Below are 16,489 nucleotides of genomic sequence, written 5' to 3' on the forward strand. Positions count from 1 at the left end.
ATTTACGCCACAGAAACGCGATCCGTGACGAAATGACAGGCGAATCCGCTTGACCTTTGGGCCCGCACTCTGTTGAACCCACCGGGTGTGTTTCACTGCTTAAGGTGGCTGTCCCCGATGGACGATCAGAACAAGAATCTCATCCTTGCAACCGCGCTCAGCTTTCTGGTGATCCTTGTTTGGTTCGTCCTGTTCCCGCCTCCGGAACAGACGACCCTGCCGGAAGGGTCGGAAATCGCTGCTGTTGATGGTGATGAGGTTCAGACCCCCAGCGCCGCCGGCACCACGGGCGAAGCGACTGCGGCGGCCGAGGAAACCCTGCCTGACGACGCAGCCCCGCGTATTGAGATCGACACCCCCCGCCTGCAAGGCAGCCTTTCGCTGTCCGGCGGTCGCATCGATGAACTGTTCCTGAAGGATTACAAAGTCTCGATCGACGAAGGTGCACCGATCGTCGAACTGCTCTATCCCGTCGGATCGGAATCTGCCTATTATGCCCTTTACGGCTGGGCCCCCGGCACGGGCGTGAGTGGCACAGATGTCCCCGGCCCCAACACGCTGTGGACCGTTGAAAACGGTGAGACACTGGGCGTCGACACACCCGTTACCCTGAAATGGGAAAACGACACGGGTCTGACCTTCCGCCGTACGATCTCGGTCGATGAGAACTACATGTTCTCGGTCACGCAATCGGTCGAAAACAACTCGGGCGCTGAGGTCGGGATGGCCCCCTACGGCATTCTGGCCCGCCACGGCATCGGCGAAGACGGCGACCTGCCGGGGCTGAAGAACTTCTTCATCCTGCATGAAGGCGTGATCGGCATGGCCGACGGCACCCTGGCCGAGATCGATTATGGCGATGTCCGCGATTTCGACATCGACCCGAACGAACGCGCGCAGGCCGAGGTGTATCAGGTCAAGGAAAACGGCTGGATCGGTTTCACCGACCACTACTGGATGACCACCCTGATCCCTGAGCCGGGCACACCTTTCAAAGCCGCCGCGAAATACGACTCGCGCCGCAAAATCTATCAAACCGAAACCGTTCTGCCGACCCTGACCGTCGCCCCCGGCGCGACCGAAGAGGTGACCACGCAGTTGTTCGCAGGTGCCAAGGAATGGGCAACCATTCGTGAATACCAGTCGGAAGGCGTTCAGAAGTTCATCGACAGCATCGACTGGGGTTGGTTCTTTTTCCTGACCAAGCCGATCTTCTGGCTGCTGCACAATATCAATTTGCTGATCGGCAACATGGGCTGGTCGATCATCGGCCTGACCCTGATCATCAAGGCGATCCTGTTCCCGCTGGCGTTCAAATCCTACGTCTCGATGGCGAAGATGAAGGAACTGCAGCCGCAGATGGAGGCCCTGAAAGAGGCCGCTGGCGATGACCGTCAGAAGATGCAGCAAGGCATGATGGAGCTGTACAAGAAGGAAAAGGTGAACCCCGCTGCGGGCTGTCTGCCGATCCTGATGCAGATTCCGATCTTCTTCTCGCTGTATAAGGTGATCTTTGTCACCATCGAACTGCGTCAGGCCCCTTGGTTTGGCCCGTTCCGCGACCTGAGTGCGCCTGACCCGACCTCGATCATGAACCTGTTTGGTCTGCTGCCTTGGGCTGCGCCGCAACCCGAAAGCTTTATGGCGCTGATCTTTATCGGCATCCTGCCCCTGCTGCTGGGTATCTCGATGTGGCTGCAACAAAAGCTGAACCCGGCACCAACCGATCCGACGCAACAGATGATCTTTGCGTGGATGCCGTGGGTGTTCATGTTCATGCTGGGTGGTTTTGCCAGTGGGTTGGTGGTCTACTGGATCGCGAACAACACGATCACCTTCACCCAGCAATACCTAATCATGCGCAGCCAGGGCTATAAGCCGGACGTGTTTGGCAACATAAAGTCCAGCTTCAAGCGCACACCAAAAGCGGATGACAAATGACGGGCCAAGTCACCCAGCTTTGGCGGCATCCGATCAAAAGCCATGGTCGTGAAGCCGTCGAAACCGTAACCGTGAACCCCGGGCAGACCATGCCCGGGGATCGCGTTTGGGCGGTCGCGCATGAGGCGTCCAAGGCGGATGGCTCGGAATGGGTGCCCTGCCCGAATTTCAGCCGAGGGGCCAAGGCGCCGATGCTGATGGCCATTGCTGCGCGTCTGGACGGGGATCGGGTGACCTTGACCCATCCGGACCGCCCTGATCTGAACTTCCAACCCGATACCGACCAAGAGGTATTTCTGGACTGGGTCAAACCCCTGATGCCCGCGGATCGGGCGGCCTCGGCCCGGATCATTCGGGTGCTCGGGCGCGGCATGACCGACAGCGATTTCCCCTCGATCAGCCTGTGCAACATGGCCTCGCACCGCGCGGTGGAACAGAAGCTGGGGCAAGACCTGTCGACCGAACGCTGGCGAGGCAATATCTGGTTCGATGGCCTGCCGCTGTGGGAAGAATTCGACTGGCTGGGCCGTCAGGTTCAGATCGGTGAGGCCGTATTCGACGTGCGCGAACGCATCACCCGCTGTCTGGCCACAACCGCCAACCCCGAAACGGGTGTGCGGGATGCCGACACGCTGGGCACGCTGAACAGCTGGGGCCATCAGGATTTCGGCATCTATGCCGAGGTTGTCAAAGGCGGCGCAATCTCAGTCGGAGACAAGGTTCAACTGCTATGAGCACCCTGCCCTTCCCCCTAGCCGATGAACCGGACGACTTCGCGCTTGAGCGGGGCCGCAAGCTGTTCGCCGGCGAATCCGAGTTCGTCAAAGGCGTGGTCGCCATGAACGGCCTGCCCGCGCCCGACCGTCTTGAGGTCTGTTTTGCAGGCCGCTCAAACGTGGGGAAATCCAGCCTGATTAACGCGCTGACCGGCACCAAGGGTCTGGCCCGCGCGTCGAACACGCCGGGCCGGACGCAAGAGATCAACTTTTTCACCCAAGGCCCCGAACTATATCTGGTGGACCTGCCCGGCTATGGCTATGCCAATGCGCCGGTTAAGGTGGTTGAGAAATGGCAGCGCCTGCTGAAACAATATCTCAGCGGCCGTCAGACCCTGCGCCGTGCCTTTGTTCTGATCGACTCGCGCCACGGGGTCAAACCGGTGGATGCAGAAATTATGAAGCTGCTGGACACCAGCGCGGTGACGTTCCAATGCGTGATGACCAAGGCCGACAAAGTCAAAACCAAGGATCGCGAAAAGGTGCTGGAACAGGTCCGGGGCGCACTGTCGAAACATCCCGCAGCCTTTCCTGAAATCGTGCTGACCTCATCGGAAAAAGGGGACGGAGTGCCGACACTCCGCTCAATCATCGCAGGGTTGGAATAAAGCCCCATAAAGCGTTTCGGGTTTAACTTGAGACTCGAATACCCTGCCACGCCTGCGGCGTTCTCGGGACATTCGTGTCACAGAGTGATTCAGGTAAAACCCGAAGCGCTTTAGACGTGCTGCGCGCCGTTCACCTCAATTTCCGCGCCCGAGATGTATGAGCTTTCCTGCGAACACAGGAAATAGATGGCCGCCGCGACCTCTTCGGGTTGGCCCAACCGGCCCAGCGGCAGTTTTTCCACAATTTTATCTGTGCCCGGGCTTAGGATCGAGGTTTCGACCTCACCCGGCGCAATCGCGTTCACCCGCACACCCATCGGTCCGAAATCATGCGCCATTTCACGGGTCAAAGCCGCCAGCGCCGCCTTGGATGTGGCATAGGCTGCACCTGCAAACGGATGCACCCGCGATCCGGCGATGGATGTCACGTTCACCACGGACCCGCGTGCGGCGGCCAGTTCCTCTTTCAACCCGCGCGCCAGAACGACCGACGCAAAGAAATTGACATGAAACACTTGCCCCCAGGTCATGAGGTCGGTGTTGAGGGTGCTCAGCCGCTCTCCGTTCGGGCCTTTGGGCGATACACCGGCATTGTTGACCAGCGCGTGCAGCTTGCCGTTTGTCATCTCTTGCAGCAGGCCAACCGCGTTGATCGTGTCGGCCGGGTCGCTCAGATCCAGTTGCACATGATTTTCCTTGCCGTCCCAAGGGCAGTCGTCGGGCACAGGATGGCGCGAGCATGTGATCACCCGCCAGCCTTCGGCGTGGAACCTGCGTACCGTCGCAAAACCGATCCCCCGGCTTGCCCCCGTCAAGACAAGAGTTTTCTGTTCCATCGGACATGCCTCCTGATTCAGGGCGCACCGGCACCCTAGCAGCGCCATTGCGACCCACAACAGCGATCTTGGCTTACGCCGCCAAAACGCCTAACACGTGAAGAAGAGGACATGACATGAAGACACGAGACATGAACCGAGACTGGATCGCCACCGCTGCCACGTTGAACAGCGCTTTGCCCTATCTGCAGCGCTATGACGGTGCAGTTGTCGTTATCAAACTGGGCGGCCACGCCATGGGCAGCGATGAAGCGATGGAGAGCTTTGCCCGCGACGTGGTGCTGATGCGTCAGGTCGGCGTGAACCCGGTGATCGTGCATGGCGGTGGACCGATGATCAACGCGATGCTGGACCAACTGAATATCCAGTCCGAGTTCGTGAACGGCAAGCGGGTGACCGACAAAGCCACCGTCGAAGTGGTTGAAATGGTCCTGTCCGGTCTTGTGAACAAGCGTATCGTTCAGGCGATCAACGGTCAGGGCGGTACTGCTGTGGGTCTGTCGGGCAAGGATGCGAACCTGATTGTCTGCGATCAGGCCGATCCATCGCTGGGGTTTGTCGGCTCGCCTGCCGAAATGAACCCGGCCATTCTGCACAACCTGTTTTCACATGATGTGATCCCGGTCATCGCGCCGTTGGGTGCGGGCAGGAACGGGGAAACCTTCAACATCAACGGCGATACCGCCGCGGGTGCCATCGCATCGGCCCTCAAGGCGGACCGGCTGTTGCTGCTGACCGATGTCTCGGGCGTGAAAAACGCAGGCGGAGAGGTCGTGACCGAGCTCAAGGCCGGTCAGATCCGCGAGATGACCATGGACGGCACGATCGCAGGCGGGATGATCCCAAAGACCGAAACGGCGCTGGACGCGCTGCACAGCGGCGTACGGGCTGTTGTCATTCTGGACGGGCGCGCGCCCAATGCCGTATTGTTGGAACTGTTCACCGAGCACGGCGCCGGATCCCTGATCCGGCCCGATTGACGTAACCCGCCGAGGAGAGATGACCGGATATCCCCCCCCATCCTCTTACGCGGCGGCAGTCAGCTATGGCTGGGTCATGCGTGCGGCGCATCAAGCAGGCCTGATCGTCATGGGCGCAACGCATCCACGACTGAGTGGCGCCAAGGGTCTGGACGGGGGAACTCTGGTTCTTTTGGGCGCGGGTGCGGCTTTCTGGCCCGTCTTGAAAACATCCGCAGAATGGTCGGGGCCCGACCCGGTTGACCGTTGGTCCAGTCGCGTCATTGGACAGATGGCGCAGAATCTGGGCGCGCAGGCATATTTTCCGTTTGGCGGGCCACCTTACACCCCCTTCATCGACTGGGCGTTGAAATCCGGCCGCACGTTCAACAGCCCGGTTGGCGCTTTGGTGCATGAAACAGTGGGGATGATGATCTCATACCGGGGGGCGCTGCATTTCGGACGGGAATTCGACATCCCCGAAGGCAGCGGCACGTCACCTTGCACAGATTGTCCCGCCCCCTGTGCAACATCTTGCCCGGTCCAAGCGCTGAACACCCAAGATTTCTATGACGTTAATGCCTGCCACGGCCATCTCTCCACTGCCGAAGGACAAACCTGCCTGACCAGCGGCTGCCTGGCGCGCCTGTCCTGCCCGGTCAGCGCTGGGGCCGGTCGTGACCCGGAACAATCCGCCCATCACATGCGCGCCTTTCACCCGTCATGACCCGCACACTGATCCTGACCCGCCACGCAAAATCCAGTTGGGGTGACCCCACCCTCGGCGATCATGACCGTCCCCTGAACAAGCGTGGGCGCAAATCAGCCCCAGCTATTGGGGCTTGGCTGCGCCAAAACGGCTGGCTGCCGGATGAGGTGCTAAGTTCAACCTCAACCCGCACCCGAGAAACATGGGAGCAGATGGGGCTAGAGGCCGAAAACGTCCATTTTGATCGCACCCTGTATCACGCTGATGCTGAAGATATTCTGCGCCAATTGTCCGACGCGACTGGGCCAACCGTGCTGATGCTGGGGCATAATCCCGGAATTGGCTACTTTGCAAACCGAATTGTCCAGCGCGCGCCGGATCATCCCCGGTTTCACGACTATCCAACCTGTGCCACCACCGTGATCCGCTTTGATGTCGAAGAATGGGCGCGGGTGCGCTGGAACAGCGGTGACGTGCTGGGGTTCACTATCCCACGTGACTTGCTGGAATGAAAAAAGGCGGGGCAAAACCCCGCCTTTTCATCTGTTTCGCCCGGATCAGTGACCCAGAATCTGGCTCAGGAACAGCTTGGTCCGTTCGCTCTGCGGGTTGTTAAAGAACTCTTCTGGTTCGTTCTGTTCCACGATCTGACCGGCATCCATGAAAATCACGCGGTTGGCGACCTGACGGGCAAAGCCCATCTCGTGGGTCACGCACAGCATGGTCATGCCTTCCTCGGCCAGTTCGATCATGGTGTCGAGCACCTCTTTGATCATCTCGGGGTCCAGTGCCGATGTCGGTTCATCGAACAACATGATCCGCGGCATCATGCACAAGGACCGCGCAATCGCCACTCGCTGCTGCTGACCACCCGACAACTGACCCGGGTATTTCAGCGCCTGATCGGGGATTTTCACCTTCTCAAGGAAGTGCATCGCGCGCTCTTCGGCCTCTTTCTTGGGCGTCTTGCGCACCCAGATCGGGGCCAGCGTGCAGTTTTCCAGAATGGTCAGATGCGGGAACAGGTTGAAGTGTTGAAACACCATCCCAACCTCGGAGCGGATCTTGTCGATGTTCTTCAGGTCATTCGACAGCTCAGTCCCGTCCACCATGATCGTGCCCTGCTGGTGTTCCTCCAGAGCGTTCAGGCAGCGGATCAAAGTGGATTTACCTGACCCCGATGGCCCCGCGATCACGATCCGTTCGCCTTGATTGACGGTCAGATTGATGTCGCGCAGCACGTGGAAAGACCCGTACCACTTGTTCATGTTGGTGATTTCGATGGCGACCTCGTCGCTCACCTGCATTTTGGAGCGGTCAATTTCGCGTTCAATTGCAAGTTCAGACATAGTTTGAACTCCTTAACGGTGGCCAGTATTGAGCTTGCGCTCAAGATACATGGAATAACGGGACATGGAGAAGCAGACGACAAAGAACAGGACGCCGATAAAGGCGAACAGCTCCCAGTAGACGCCATTCCAGGCGGTATCGGCGCGGATCGCGTTGGACAATCCAATCACGTCAATCAGACCGATGATCGACACCAGCGTCGTATCCTTGAAGATACCGATGAACGTGCTCACGATGCCCGGGATCGAGATTTTCAGCGCCTGAGGCATGATGATCAGCCGCTGCGCCTGCCAGTAGTTCAGGCCCAGACTGTCGGCCCCTTCATACTGTCCACGCGGCAGGGCGGCCAGACCACCCCGGATCACCTCGGCCATATAGGCAGCCGAAAACAGGGTCATCATGATCATCACCCGCAGGATGATGTCGAAATTGGTGCCCGGCGGCATGAAGATGTTCAGCAGCAGCGAAGCCACGAACAGCAGCGTGATCAGCGGAACGCCCCGGATGAACTCGATAAAGCCCACGCACAGGTATTTGACGATCAGCAGATCCGACTGACGGCCCAGCGCCAGTACGATGCCGATGGGCAGCGAGACACCAATGGCCACAACCCCCAGCAGGATCGCCAGCATGAAGCCACCAAAATCACGGCTTTCGACCGTGGCGATGCCAATCGGGATGACCGAATTGATGGCATCCGCCACTGCGCCAGCCGCAAACAACCACCACAGGATCGGCAGAGCCACAGCAAGGATCAGCGCAATCAGCGACCCTGCAACTGGCAGCGCCAGCTTGTAGGCAAAGTAACCGATAGCAAGTCCCGCAGCGACCATCAGCGGCCCCCAGATCGATCCGCCCCACATCAGCCAGGGCAACAGGAACGGATAGGCCGCTGTGACGATCAGCAGTTTGCGCGGCACGTTGGTGAACAGCACCGGTGCGATGGCAACGATCAGCAGGATAAAGGTCAGGTTTGGCCGGAAATAGGCAGGCCAGCCACCGCTTTCAGGCGGGTTCGACCATGTTGCATCCGGATGCGCCGGATAAGGCGGGTAGAAACCATAAAGCAGCTGCAGCCACCGGTCCTTGATTACGCCCCAGCAGGCATGGCCGTGGGTGTCGCCCCATGTGGCCATCATGATCTCGCGGCATTCCGAAAGGGAATTGGCATTCCAGACGGATTCGAACGTCCACGACAGGATGTTCGACAGCACGTAGTAGATCAGAGCCAGCGACAGGATTGTCAGGATCGCATTCAACCAGCTTGAGAACAGGTTATGCCTGATCCAGCCCAGCACCCCAACCTCAGAGGCCGGTGGTGCCTGTTCCGGCAGCATTTCCGTGCGGACAAATGAAACATCACTCATATTACCGCTCCACCAGTTTGACACGGTTGTTGTACCAGTTCATCACCGCCGAGATGCTCAGCGAGATGGACAGGTAAATCAGCATCAGCAGCAGAACGCATTCCAGCTCGCGGCCGGTCTGGTTCATGGTGATGCCGCCCAGCGTCCCCGTGATGTCCATATATCCAACCGCAATCGCCAGAGACGAGTTCTTGGTCAGGTTCAGATAGTTCGAGATCATCGGCGGGATGATCACGCGCAGCGCCTGCGGCAGGATCACCAGACGCATCGTGCGGTTCGGGCGCAGACCCAACGCAGATGCGGCCTCGGTCTGACCTTTCGAGATAGCCAGAATACCGGCACGGACGATCTCGGCGATGAACGCCGCCGTGTACAGCGACAAGGCCAGCCATAGGGCAATCAGCGAGTTCCGCAGATGAGTGCCACCGGTGAAGTTGAACCCCTTCAGCTCAGGATAACCAAGGTGGAAACCCAGCGCGGTCAGCAGGATGGCTGATGGTACGAACAGAAGGCCCAATTGGATATGCCAGGTGGTCGGACGGTCGCCGGTTTTCTCCTGCGTTGCATTGGCCCAGGCCGACACTTTGCGCATGGCAAAGATGCTGCCGCCAATCACGATCAGAAACGCGATCAGGTCCAGTGAAACGTCAAAGCGCAGGCTGGAGGTGCCAAAGAAGTGGATGTCACCCAAACTGCGCGAGAACAGAAACTCGGGGATGTAAACCCCGCGATTGGTAATGGCGACCGAGTCGAACAGCTTCATCGTTGCCTCGGGGTCCTCGCCCCGGAACGCGCGTGGCGCGGGCAGGCTTTCGATCAGGATGGCCATGGCGAACACGATCCACAGCAGGACCGGCACATTGCGGAACATCTCGACATACACCGTCATGATGCGCGCAATCAGCCAGTTGTTGGACAGGCGCAGAACACCGATGATCACACCAAGGATCGTCGCGGTGATACAGCCCAGCACGGCAACAACCAGCGTGTTTAACAGACCAACAAGCGCTGCGCGCAAATGGGTATCGCGCGAGTCATACTCCAGCAGCCGCTGGTTGATATCGTAGCTGGCTGGCTGGCTGAAAAAGTCAAAGCCAACAGGTTTGCCCAATGCTTCGATATTGTGAATAGCGTTTGAAACAAGCCAGGCTGCCAAAAGCATGAAACCGATCAGAGCAATGACCTGAATGGTCGCAGATCGATACCGCGTATCGTAAAGGAGCATCGACAGCCGGAAGTGCTCCTTCGGCGGGTCAGTGAGTGTCGTCATGACCTATGTTTTTCCCCGTGCATCCCGTTTCATTAGCCGACGAAGTTGTTCTTCGTTCAATCTATGCGGGCGTGTTTGTTATGGATGGAAAAAGGGCGCAGGTTGCCCTGCGCCCTTTTCCGTGGGTTTTAGCGGAACGGCGGCGAGTACAGCAGACCGCCATCGGTCCACTGTGCGTTCAGGCCGCGTGCCAGACCGATCGGGGTTTCTTCACCGATGTTCTTGGCAAATACTTCACCGTAGTTACCACCGGCTTTGATCGCGCGCTGTGCCCAGGTTGCGTCCAGACCCAGCATCTCACCCAGAGTGCCTTCGCTGCCCAGCAGACGGTTCACTTCGGGGTTGTCGGTGCCAGCGGCCATCTCATCGATATTGGCCGAGGTCACACCCATTTCTTCTGCCGCGATCAGCGCGTTCAGAGTCCAGCGGACAACATCACCCCATTCATGGTCGCCGTGACGGACCAGCGGGCCCAGCGGCTCTTTCGAGATGATTTCAGGCAGGATCACGTGATCATTGGCGTTTTCAAAGGTGGCACGCGTTGCGGCCAGACCTGAAGCGTCGGTGGTATAGACGTCGCAGGCACCCGCCAGGTACTGCTGCTGAGCTTCGGCGTTGGTTTCGATCGGAACCGGCTCGTAGCTCATGTTGTTGATGCGGAAGAAATCCGCCAGGTTCAGCTCGGTGGTGGTACCGGTCTGAATGCAGACAGTCGCGCCGTCCAGTTCCTTGGCCGAGCTGACGCCCAGAGCCTTGGGAACCATGAAGCCCTGACCATCGTAATAGTTGATGCCGACGAATTCGAATTTCAGGTCGACGTCACGGCTGAAGGTCCAGGTGGTGTTACGGGCCAGCATGTCGATCTCGCCCGAAGCCAGCGCGGTGAAACGTGTTTTACCGGTGGTCGGAATGAATTCTACTGCGGTCGGATCGTCCAGAACAGCGGCGGCAACTGCGCGGCAGACAGCCACGTCAAAACCTTGCCACTCACCGTTGGCATCCGGGCTGGCAAAACCGGGAACACCGCTTGCCACGCCGCAGTTCAGCTTGCCGCGTGCCTTGACATCATCGGCAGTCCCCGCCGCAGCTGCACCAGCAGCCAGGCCGGCGATGGTTGCCACGCCCAAGATTACGGATTTTTTCATTTTTACCTCTTCCTGATTGTCCGCCCCGATCATGAGGCGGTTCTGTCCGGCACCTCTGGCACCGATAAGGTTTCCCCAAAGGTGTCTCCCCTTTAGTGGGCATGAGTTTGGGCGCATTCATAAACAAACGTCAAGGCCCCGATCAGGGAAAACGATGGGTCAATCCAGAGATGACTCGTCAGAGGTTCGAAAAACCGGCTCTGAAGGATCACTCAGAGAGGTCAAAGAACCGTTTGGCGTGCAGAAAAGCTGCTTTTTTTGTTTCCGCAACGGCATGAGCTTCGTCGTCATGGCCCCATTGTTCGATCTGCCACAGCTCATCCAACCGTGAAATCCGCCAGATCTGTTCCGCATCGCGCCAGCTTTCGGCGGCAGCAAACCCAAGGATCAGCGACCCTGACAGGCTGACCAGATCGTGAAAGGCCGCCATCTGGAAGTCGTTAAACCCATGAACCCGTTGACGAAGTGTGGTCAGCGCGGCCTCGGGCTGTGGTTGATGCAAAACGCCTACCACCGGGATCAGCCGCGCCGATAACGCATCTGCCGCCCAGTCCAGAACAGGATTCCATTGCTCGGCCTGGCGGTCCTGCAACTCTTGCGGGTGCGTCGCGCGATAGCACAACAGGTCCGAATCGCCGTAGTCGGCCAGCATATCCGCAACTTCGGCGTGTTGGTGGTGCACCTTGTCGATCGCTGCGTTGGCCGACCGGGTAAAGGGCATCACGGTCGGGTCTATTACCTTTTCCTGCGCGTCCCACTCAGCGGCAACTGCTTGGGCCATGTCCTGAGTAGGCAGGATCAAACCCGCCTTTGCCGGCGTCTTCACGCGGCGACCGTCCAGTTCCACGGTATAGCCGCCCTCGGCTTCGACAACCGCACTTTCGGTCCAGAAGCGTTTGGGTTTCCAGTCACTCATGATGTCAGGTCCAGATTTCATCCAGCGCGGCGGGCAACTGGTCAAAGGTTTCGATTATGCGGGCTGCCCCATCCAGAGTGGACCGGCCATGATAACCCCAGGTCACTCCGATACCGGCAACCCCGGCTGCGCGGGCCATGTCCATGTCGAACCGGGTATCTCCGATCATGACCGTATTTACGGCCTCAACCCCGGTCTCGTCACGGGCGGTATCAATCATTGATGGGTGCGGCTTTGACGGGTGATGATCGGCAACTTGCCGGGTGACGAAATAGCGTTCCAGCCCGTGCCCTTCGATCAACGCATCCAGCCCGCGTTTAGACTTACCGGTGGCAACGCCCAACAACACCTCGGGCACCGCATGCAATGCCTCGATCACTTCGCGCGCACCGGGGTAAAGCGGCGAACTGGCGACCCCCTGTTCCAGACGGTGCGCGTGATAAGCCCGCTTGTATCCCTCGATCAGAGAGTGTTGAACACTGTCTGAACAATCCGGCGCCAGTTGCGCCATCGCGTTAGGTAGAGACAGACCCACAATCGACAGGATCGCCTTTCGATCCGGCACAGGCAAAGACAAAGCCCTGAAACTGACTGTCATCGCTGCGACGATGCTGCCTTGACTGTCGACCAGAGTGCCATCGACATCGAACAGAACCAGGCGCAAGGGTGCGCTCATTGCAATTCCTCGAACGGGTCGTCTTTGGCCAGATCCTCGGTCCAGCCGAATGTGTCCCAGCTGTGTTTCATATGATCGGGCAAGGGCGCCGTGACGGTGATGGTCTTGCGCGTTACCGGATGCTGGAAGCTTGCCTGCCGTGCATGCAGGTGCAGCTTTTTGCTGATGATCCCGCCCAGCTGCGCCCCCCAGCCATCGCCCAGATTTTCCTGACCCGAGCCGCCATATTTCCCATCGCCAATGATCGGATGCCCGATCGCCGCCATATGCGCCCGCAACTGGTGGGTGCGGCCGGTGATCGGCTCCATCGCGACCCAGGCCGCACGACCGGCCACTCGGTAAAGCGTGGCATAGAGTGTATGGGCCCGTTTCGCGCCCGGCGTGTCGTTGACGTCGTTGAGGTGGACGGGGATCATCTTTTCACCCTCGCCGTGCTTGCCGTGACCAGCAGCCTTAACCAGACCGGTCTTGATCTCACCCAGATAGGGGGTCGGCACACCGGCCACCAAAGCCCAGTAAATCTTGCGCGTGTCGCGATGCCGGAAGGCCGCCGTCAGCCCCTTGGCCGCATCCCGGGTGCGCGCCAGCAGCAATACGCCAGAGGTGTCCTTGTCCAAGCGGTGCACAAGACGGGGGTTTTCATCATAGCCAAAGCGCAGCGCCTCGGACAGGCTGTCCACGTGGCGGGTCTGGCCGCTGCCGCCCTGTACCGGCAGACCATGCGGTTTGTTCAGCGCCAGAACGTGATCGTCGCGATAGATCACACAGGACTGGATCATCTTTGCATCCGCATCCGAGATACGGCGCTTGACCTCAGCCGGTTTGTGATCCGCATCGGGCAAGGGCGGCACGCGCACGACCTGCCCAACCTCAAGCCGGGTCGAGGCTTTCACCCGTCCGCCTTCAACGCGCAGCTCACCCTTGCGGCACATCTTTTCGATGCGCCCCTGACTGACATGCGGGAACAGGCGGCGCAGCCAACGGTCGATCCGCTGGTCGCCGTCACCCTCTGCCACGGTGATCATTTGTACGCCACTCATACCGATATCCCCTTCACGCGGCGGGTCCGCGCGGATTGCATGCCATTCGGTGCCTTTGAAAACATGCGCGTCTGTGGCGCGCCATGGACAAAGAGTCAACCGTTGCGCTGCGCCCGCAGCTTGGCGAAATAGTCCAGACGCTTTTTCAACTCGCGCTCGAACCCGCGTTCGACCGGCTGGTACAGCTCGGGCCGCTCGATCCCGTCCGGAAAATAGTTCTGGCCCGAGAACCCATCCTCGGCATCATGATCATAGGCATAACCCGCGCCATAGCCCTGATCCTTCATCAGCGAGGTCGGCGCGTTCAGGATGTGTTTGGGCGGCGGTTCACTGCCGGATTGCCTGGCCAGCCGCATCGCCGCCTTGTAGCCCACATAGGCGCCGTTCGATTTGGGGGCCAGCGCCAGATAAACCAGCGCCTGCGCCAGCGCCAGCTCGCCTTCGGGGCTGCCAAGGCGTTCATAGGTCTGCCATGATTGCAGGCAAATCGCCTGCGCCTGCGGGTCGGCCAGCCCAATATCTTCAACCGCCATCCGCGTAATCCGACGCGCCAGATAGCGCGGATCTTCACCCCCAGTCAGCATCCGGGCAAACCAGTACAAAGCCGCGTCCGGGTCCGATCCGCGCACCGATTTATGCAGGGCGGAGATCAGGTTGTAATGCTCATCCCCGGACTTGTCGTATTTCGCCGCGCGCCGCATCAGACGGGTCGACAACGCATCCGGGTCCAGCGGCGCATCCACCTTCCAAGCCGCAACCTGTTCGATCAGGTTCAGCAACGCCCGCCCGTCCCCATCGGCCATTTCCTGCAACGCCTCGCGCGCGGGGCCGGTCAGGGGCAGCGCGCGGCCCAACTCTTTCTCGGCCCGCTGGGTCAGGCGTTCCAGATCGGAAAGGCTGAGGCGTTCCAGCACCAGCACCTGCGCCCGGCTGAGCACAGCGGCGTTCAACTCGAACGAGGGGTTCTCGGTCGTCGCCCCCACCAAAAGGATCGTGCCGTCCTCCATATGCGGCAGAAACCCGTCCTGCTGGGCCTTGTTGAAACGGTGAATCTCATCCACGAACAGCAAGGTGCCCTGCCCGTTCTGGCGACGAATCTTGGCGGCCTCGAACACCTTTTTCAGGTCGGGAACGCCCGTGAAAATCGCGCTGATCTGAACAAAATGCAGGTCGGTCTCCTGCGCCAGCAGCCGTGCGATGGTCGTCTTGCCAACACCCGGAGGACCCCAGAACACCAGACTGGACAAGCTGCCCGACGCCAACATCACCCCCAAGGGCGCATCAGGCCCCAGCACCTGCTCCTGCCCGATCACCTCGGCCAGGGTCTGCGGGCGCAACCGATCTGCCAGCGGACGATGCGCAGACGGCGCGGGCTGGTCGGCCCCGGTGTCGAACAGATCGCTCACAGCCGGAACCGCAACGAGATCTGACGACCGCCCCTGAGAATGCTCAGATTGATCCGCCGCCCCGGATCGGTCAGCGCGCTCACCACATCGGCGGGGCGCTCAACCTGTGTGCCATTGACGCTGTCGATCACGTCGCCCGGGCGCAATCCGGACCGGCCGCCATAGGGGCCCGCATCCACCACGACCACACCGGTTTGCGACAGGAGCAACCCCATCCGGGCAATGACCGCAGGATTGATCCGCGACAGTTTCAGCCCCGGCATGACGGTTCGGTCGTCCAGAAGGGTTTCCTCGGCCGCCGGAACCTCGGGTGCTTTGACCAGCGCGATTTCGATATCCTCCTGCGCGTCGCCGCGCAGCCGGGTCACGATAGACGTGCCGCCCACCCCGGCCACGGACATGCGAAACTTCATCTCGGCGGGTGAGTTGACCTCATCCCCGTCCACATGGGTCACCACATCACCCACACGCAGCCCCGCATCGGCCAGCGGGCTCAGCGGGTGCAGATCGGAAATCACCACGCCCATGGGGATCACAAGACCCAGAGACTCGGCAATGTCCGCGCTCATGTGCTGGCCCGCCATACCGGCCCACGGGCTGACAAAGCTGTCATTGCCGTCTTTGGCCTGCCGCAGGAACTCGGCCACCAGATTGGCCGGGATCGCGAAACCAATACCGTTCGACCCGCCCGAACGGGTCAGGATCGAGGTATTGATCCCAATCAGATCGCCATTCACATCAATCAGCGCGCCGCCCGAGTTGCCCGGATTGATCGCCGCATCGGTCTGAATGAAATAGCCCCGCCCATTTCCCGTGGCCGTCCCGGTGCGCGCAAGCCCCGAGATAATGCCCGACGACACCGTCTGCCCCACGCCAAAGGGGTTGCCGATGGCGAGCGCCAGCTCCCCCACTTCAACATGGTCGGAATCGCGCAGGTGCAGAAAAGGCAGGTCTTTGGCCTCTTCCAGTTGCAGAATGGCAATATCGCTTTCCGCGTCGCCCAGAACCACGCGCGCCGAAAACTCACGCCGGTCCGTTGTGACCACCCTGATTTCCGTGGCCGTCCCGACCACGTGATAGTTCGACACCACAAAGCCATCATCCGACAGGATCACACCAGACCCCAGCGAGTTCTGTACCCTCTGGCGCGGCTCATTGAAGCCGCGGCCAAAGAAATCCTGAAAGAACGGGTCGGAAAACAGCGTGTTGCCACGCCCCTGCCGCACGATCTTGGCATAGATATTGACGACCGCGGGCGAGGCCTCTTTGACCACCGGCGCAAACCCGAGGCTGATCTCGGCCTGGGATGTGGGCACTTTGGTTTCGGCATGGGCTGTCATGGCCAGTGTCGCCAGCAGCAGTGAGCACAGGGTTTTTCGCATGACCATTCCGTCGATTGACTGCCCATCGGATATGCGAGGCCCGTGTGGGGAATGCAAGCGTGTTGGTAAATTCATCGCGTTGACTTGGATGCGAAGGATTGAAAGTGT

Annotated in this window: 16 protein-coding genes; 6 read left to right on the plus strand and 10 right to left on the minus strand. The window is 59.8% G+C overall.

Going from position 1 to position 16,489, the window contains the following annotated elements; genetic code table 11:
• Window positions 1-117: 117 nt before the first annotated feature.
• From yidC to yihA, 3 genes are read left to right on the plus strand one after another with little or no spacing between them, the layout of a single operon-like run.
• Window positions 118-1,941, plus strand: coding sequence for a membrane protein insertase YidC (gene yidC, locus ACRZ94_RS05985; protein ID WP_480796898.1), 1,824 nt, complete (start codon window positions 118-120; stop codon window positions 1,939-1,941).
• Window positions 1,938-2,675, plus strand: coding sequence for an MOSC domain-containing protein (locus tag ACRZ94_RS05990; protein ID WP_480649857.1), 738 nt, complete (start codon window positions 1,938-1,940; stop codon window positions 2,673-2,675). Before yidC ends, ACRZ94_RS05990 begins: the two co-directional genes overlap by 4 nt.
• A complete protein-coding gene (yihA, locus tag ACRZ94_RS05995; protein ID WP_480649855.1) occupies window positions 2,672-3,325 on the plus strand; it encodes a ribosome biogenesis GTP-binding protein YihA/YsxC in 654 nt (217 codons plus the stop codon). The genes ACRZ94_RS05990 and yihA overlap by 4 nt, the downstream gene beginning before the upstream one ends.
• A gap of 110 nt (window positions 3,326-3,435) precedes the next feature.
• Here the strand turns inward: yihA and ACRZ94_RS06000 are convergent, their stop codons facing one another.
• Window positions 3,436-4,161, minus strand: coding sequence for an SDR family NAD(P)-dependent oxidoreductase (locus ACRZ94_RS06000; protein ID WP_480649853.1), 726 nt, complete (start codon window positions 4,159-4,161; stop codon window positions 3,436-3,438).
• Window positions 4,162-4,277: 116 nt separating this feature from the next.
• Here ACRZ94_RS06000 and argB point away from each other — a divergent pair, with 116 nt between their 5' ends.
• The 3 genes from argB to ACRZ94_RS06015 are packed head-to-tail and all read left to right on the plus strand — an operon-like array spanning window position 4,278 to window position 6,341.
• Window positions 4,278-5,141 carry an acetylglutamate kinase gene (gene argB / locus ACRZ94_RS06005; protein WP_480649852.1) on the plus strand — a complete coding sequence of 288 codons (864 nt, stop codon included), beginning with the start codon at window positions 4,278-4,280 and terminating at the stop codon, window positions 5,139-5,141.
• Window positions 5,142-5,160: 19 nt separating this feature from the next.
• The gene (locus tag ACRZ94_RS06010; RefSeq protein ID WP_480649850.1) at window positions 5,161-5,847 is read left to right on the plus strand and encodes a ferredoxin; all 687 of its coding nucleotides are present in this window, start codon (window positions 5,161-5,163) and stop codon (window positions 5,845-5,847) included.
• Window positions 5,844-6,341, plus strand: coding sequence for a SixA phosphatase family protein (locus ACRZ94_RS06015; RefSeq protein WP_480649848.1), 498 nt, complete (start codon window positions 5,844-5,846; stop codon window positions 6,339-6,341). Before ACRZ94_RS06010 ends, ACRZ94_RS06015 begins: the two co-directional genes overlap by 4 nt.
• Before the next feature lie 45 nt (window positions 6,342-6,386).
• Here the strand turns inward: ACRZ94_RS06015 and ACRZ94_RS06020 are convergent, their stop codons facing one another.
• The 9 genes from ACRZ94_RS06020 to ACRZ94_RS06060 all read right to left on the minus strand — a co-directional run bounded on the left by ACRZ94_RS06020 (window position 6,387) and on the right by ACRZ94_RS06060 (window position 16,381).
• Window positions 6,387-7,178, minus strand: coding sequence for an amino acid ABC transporter ATP-binding protein (locus ACRZ94_RS06020; protein ID WP_480649847.1), 792 nt, complete (start codon window positions 7,176-7,178; stop codon window positions 6,387-6,389).
• A 12-nt stretch (window positions 7,179-7,190) separates the two neighbouring features.
• A complete protein-coding gene (locus ACRZ94_RS06025) occupies window positions 7,191-8,546 on the minus strand; it encodes an amino acid ABC transporter permease (protein WP_480649845.1) in 1,356 nt (451 codons plus the stop codon).
• A 1-nt stretch (window position 8,547) separates the two neighbouring features.
• Window positions 8,548-9,816: an amino acid ABC transporter permease gene (locus tag ACRZ94_RS06030; protein WP_480649843.1), complete on the minus strand. Its 1,269-nt coding sequence runs from the start codon at window positions 9,814-9,816 to the stop codon at window positions 8,548-8,550.
• A 128-nt stretch (window positions 9,817-9,944) separates the two neighbouring features.
• A complete protein-coding gene (locus tag ACRZ94_RS06035) occupies window positions 9,945-10,961 on the minus strand; it encodes an amino acid ABC transporter substrate-binding protein (RefSeq protein WP_480649841.1) in 1,017 nt (338 codons plus the stop codon).
• 208 nt (window positions 10,962-11,169) lie between these two features.
• A complete protein-coding gene (locus ACRZ94_RS06040) occupies window positions 11,170-11,877 on the minus strand; it encodes an ATP12 family chaperone protein (protein ID WP_480796899.1) in 708 nt (235 codons plus the stop codon).
• 4 nt (window positions 11,878-11,881) lie between these two features.
• Window positions 11,882-12,553 carry an HAD-IA family hydrolase gene (locus tag ACRZ94_RS06045; RefSeq protein ID WP_480796900.1) on the minus strand — a complete coding sequence of 224 codons (672 nt, stop codon included), beginning with the start codon at window positions 12,551-12,553 and terminating at the stop codon, window positions 11,882-11,884.
• A complete protein-coding gene (locus ACRZ94_RS06050; RefSeq protein WP_480796901.1) occupies window positions 12,550-13,593 on the minus strand; it encodes an RluA family pseudouridine synthase in 1,044 nt (347 codons plus the stop codon). Before ACRZ94_RS06050 ends, ACRZ94_RS06045 begins: the two co-directional genes overlap by 4 nt.
• 95 nt (window positions 13,594-13,688) lie before the next feature.
• On the minus strand, window positions 13,689-14,999 hold the full coding sequence (locus tag ACRZ94_RS06055; protein WP_480649833.1) for a replication-associated recombination protein A: 1,311 nt from the start codon (window positions 14,997-14,999) through the stop codon (window positions 13,689-13,691).
• Window positions 14,996-16,381, minus strand: coding sequence for a trypsin-like peptidase domain-containing protein (locus ACRZ94_RS06060; RefSeq protein ID WP_480649831.1), 1,386 nt, complete (start codon window positions 16,379-16,381; stop codon window positions 14,996-14,998). Before ACRZ94_RS06060 ends, ACRZ94_RS06055 begins: the two co-directional genes overlap by 4 nt.
• Window positions 16,382-16,489 lie beyond the last annotated feature (108 nt).

It is taken from the genome of Ruegeria sp. CH10, from assembly GCF_056537125.1.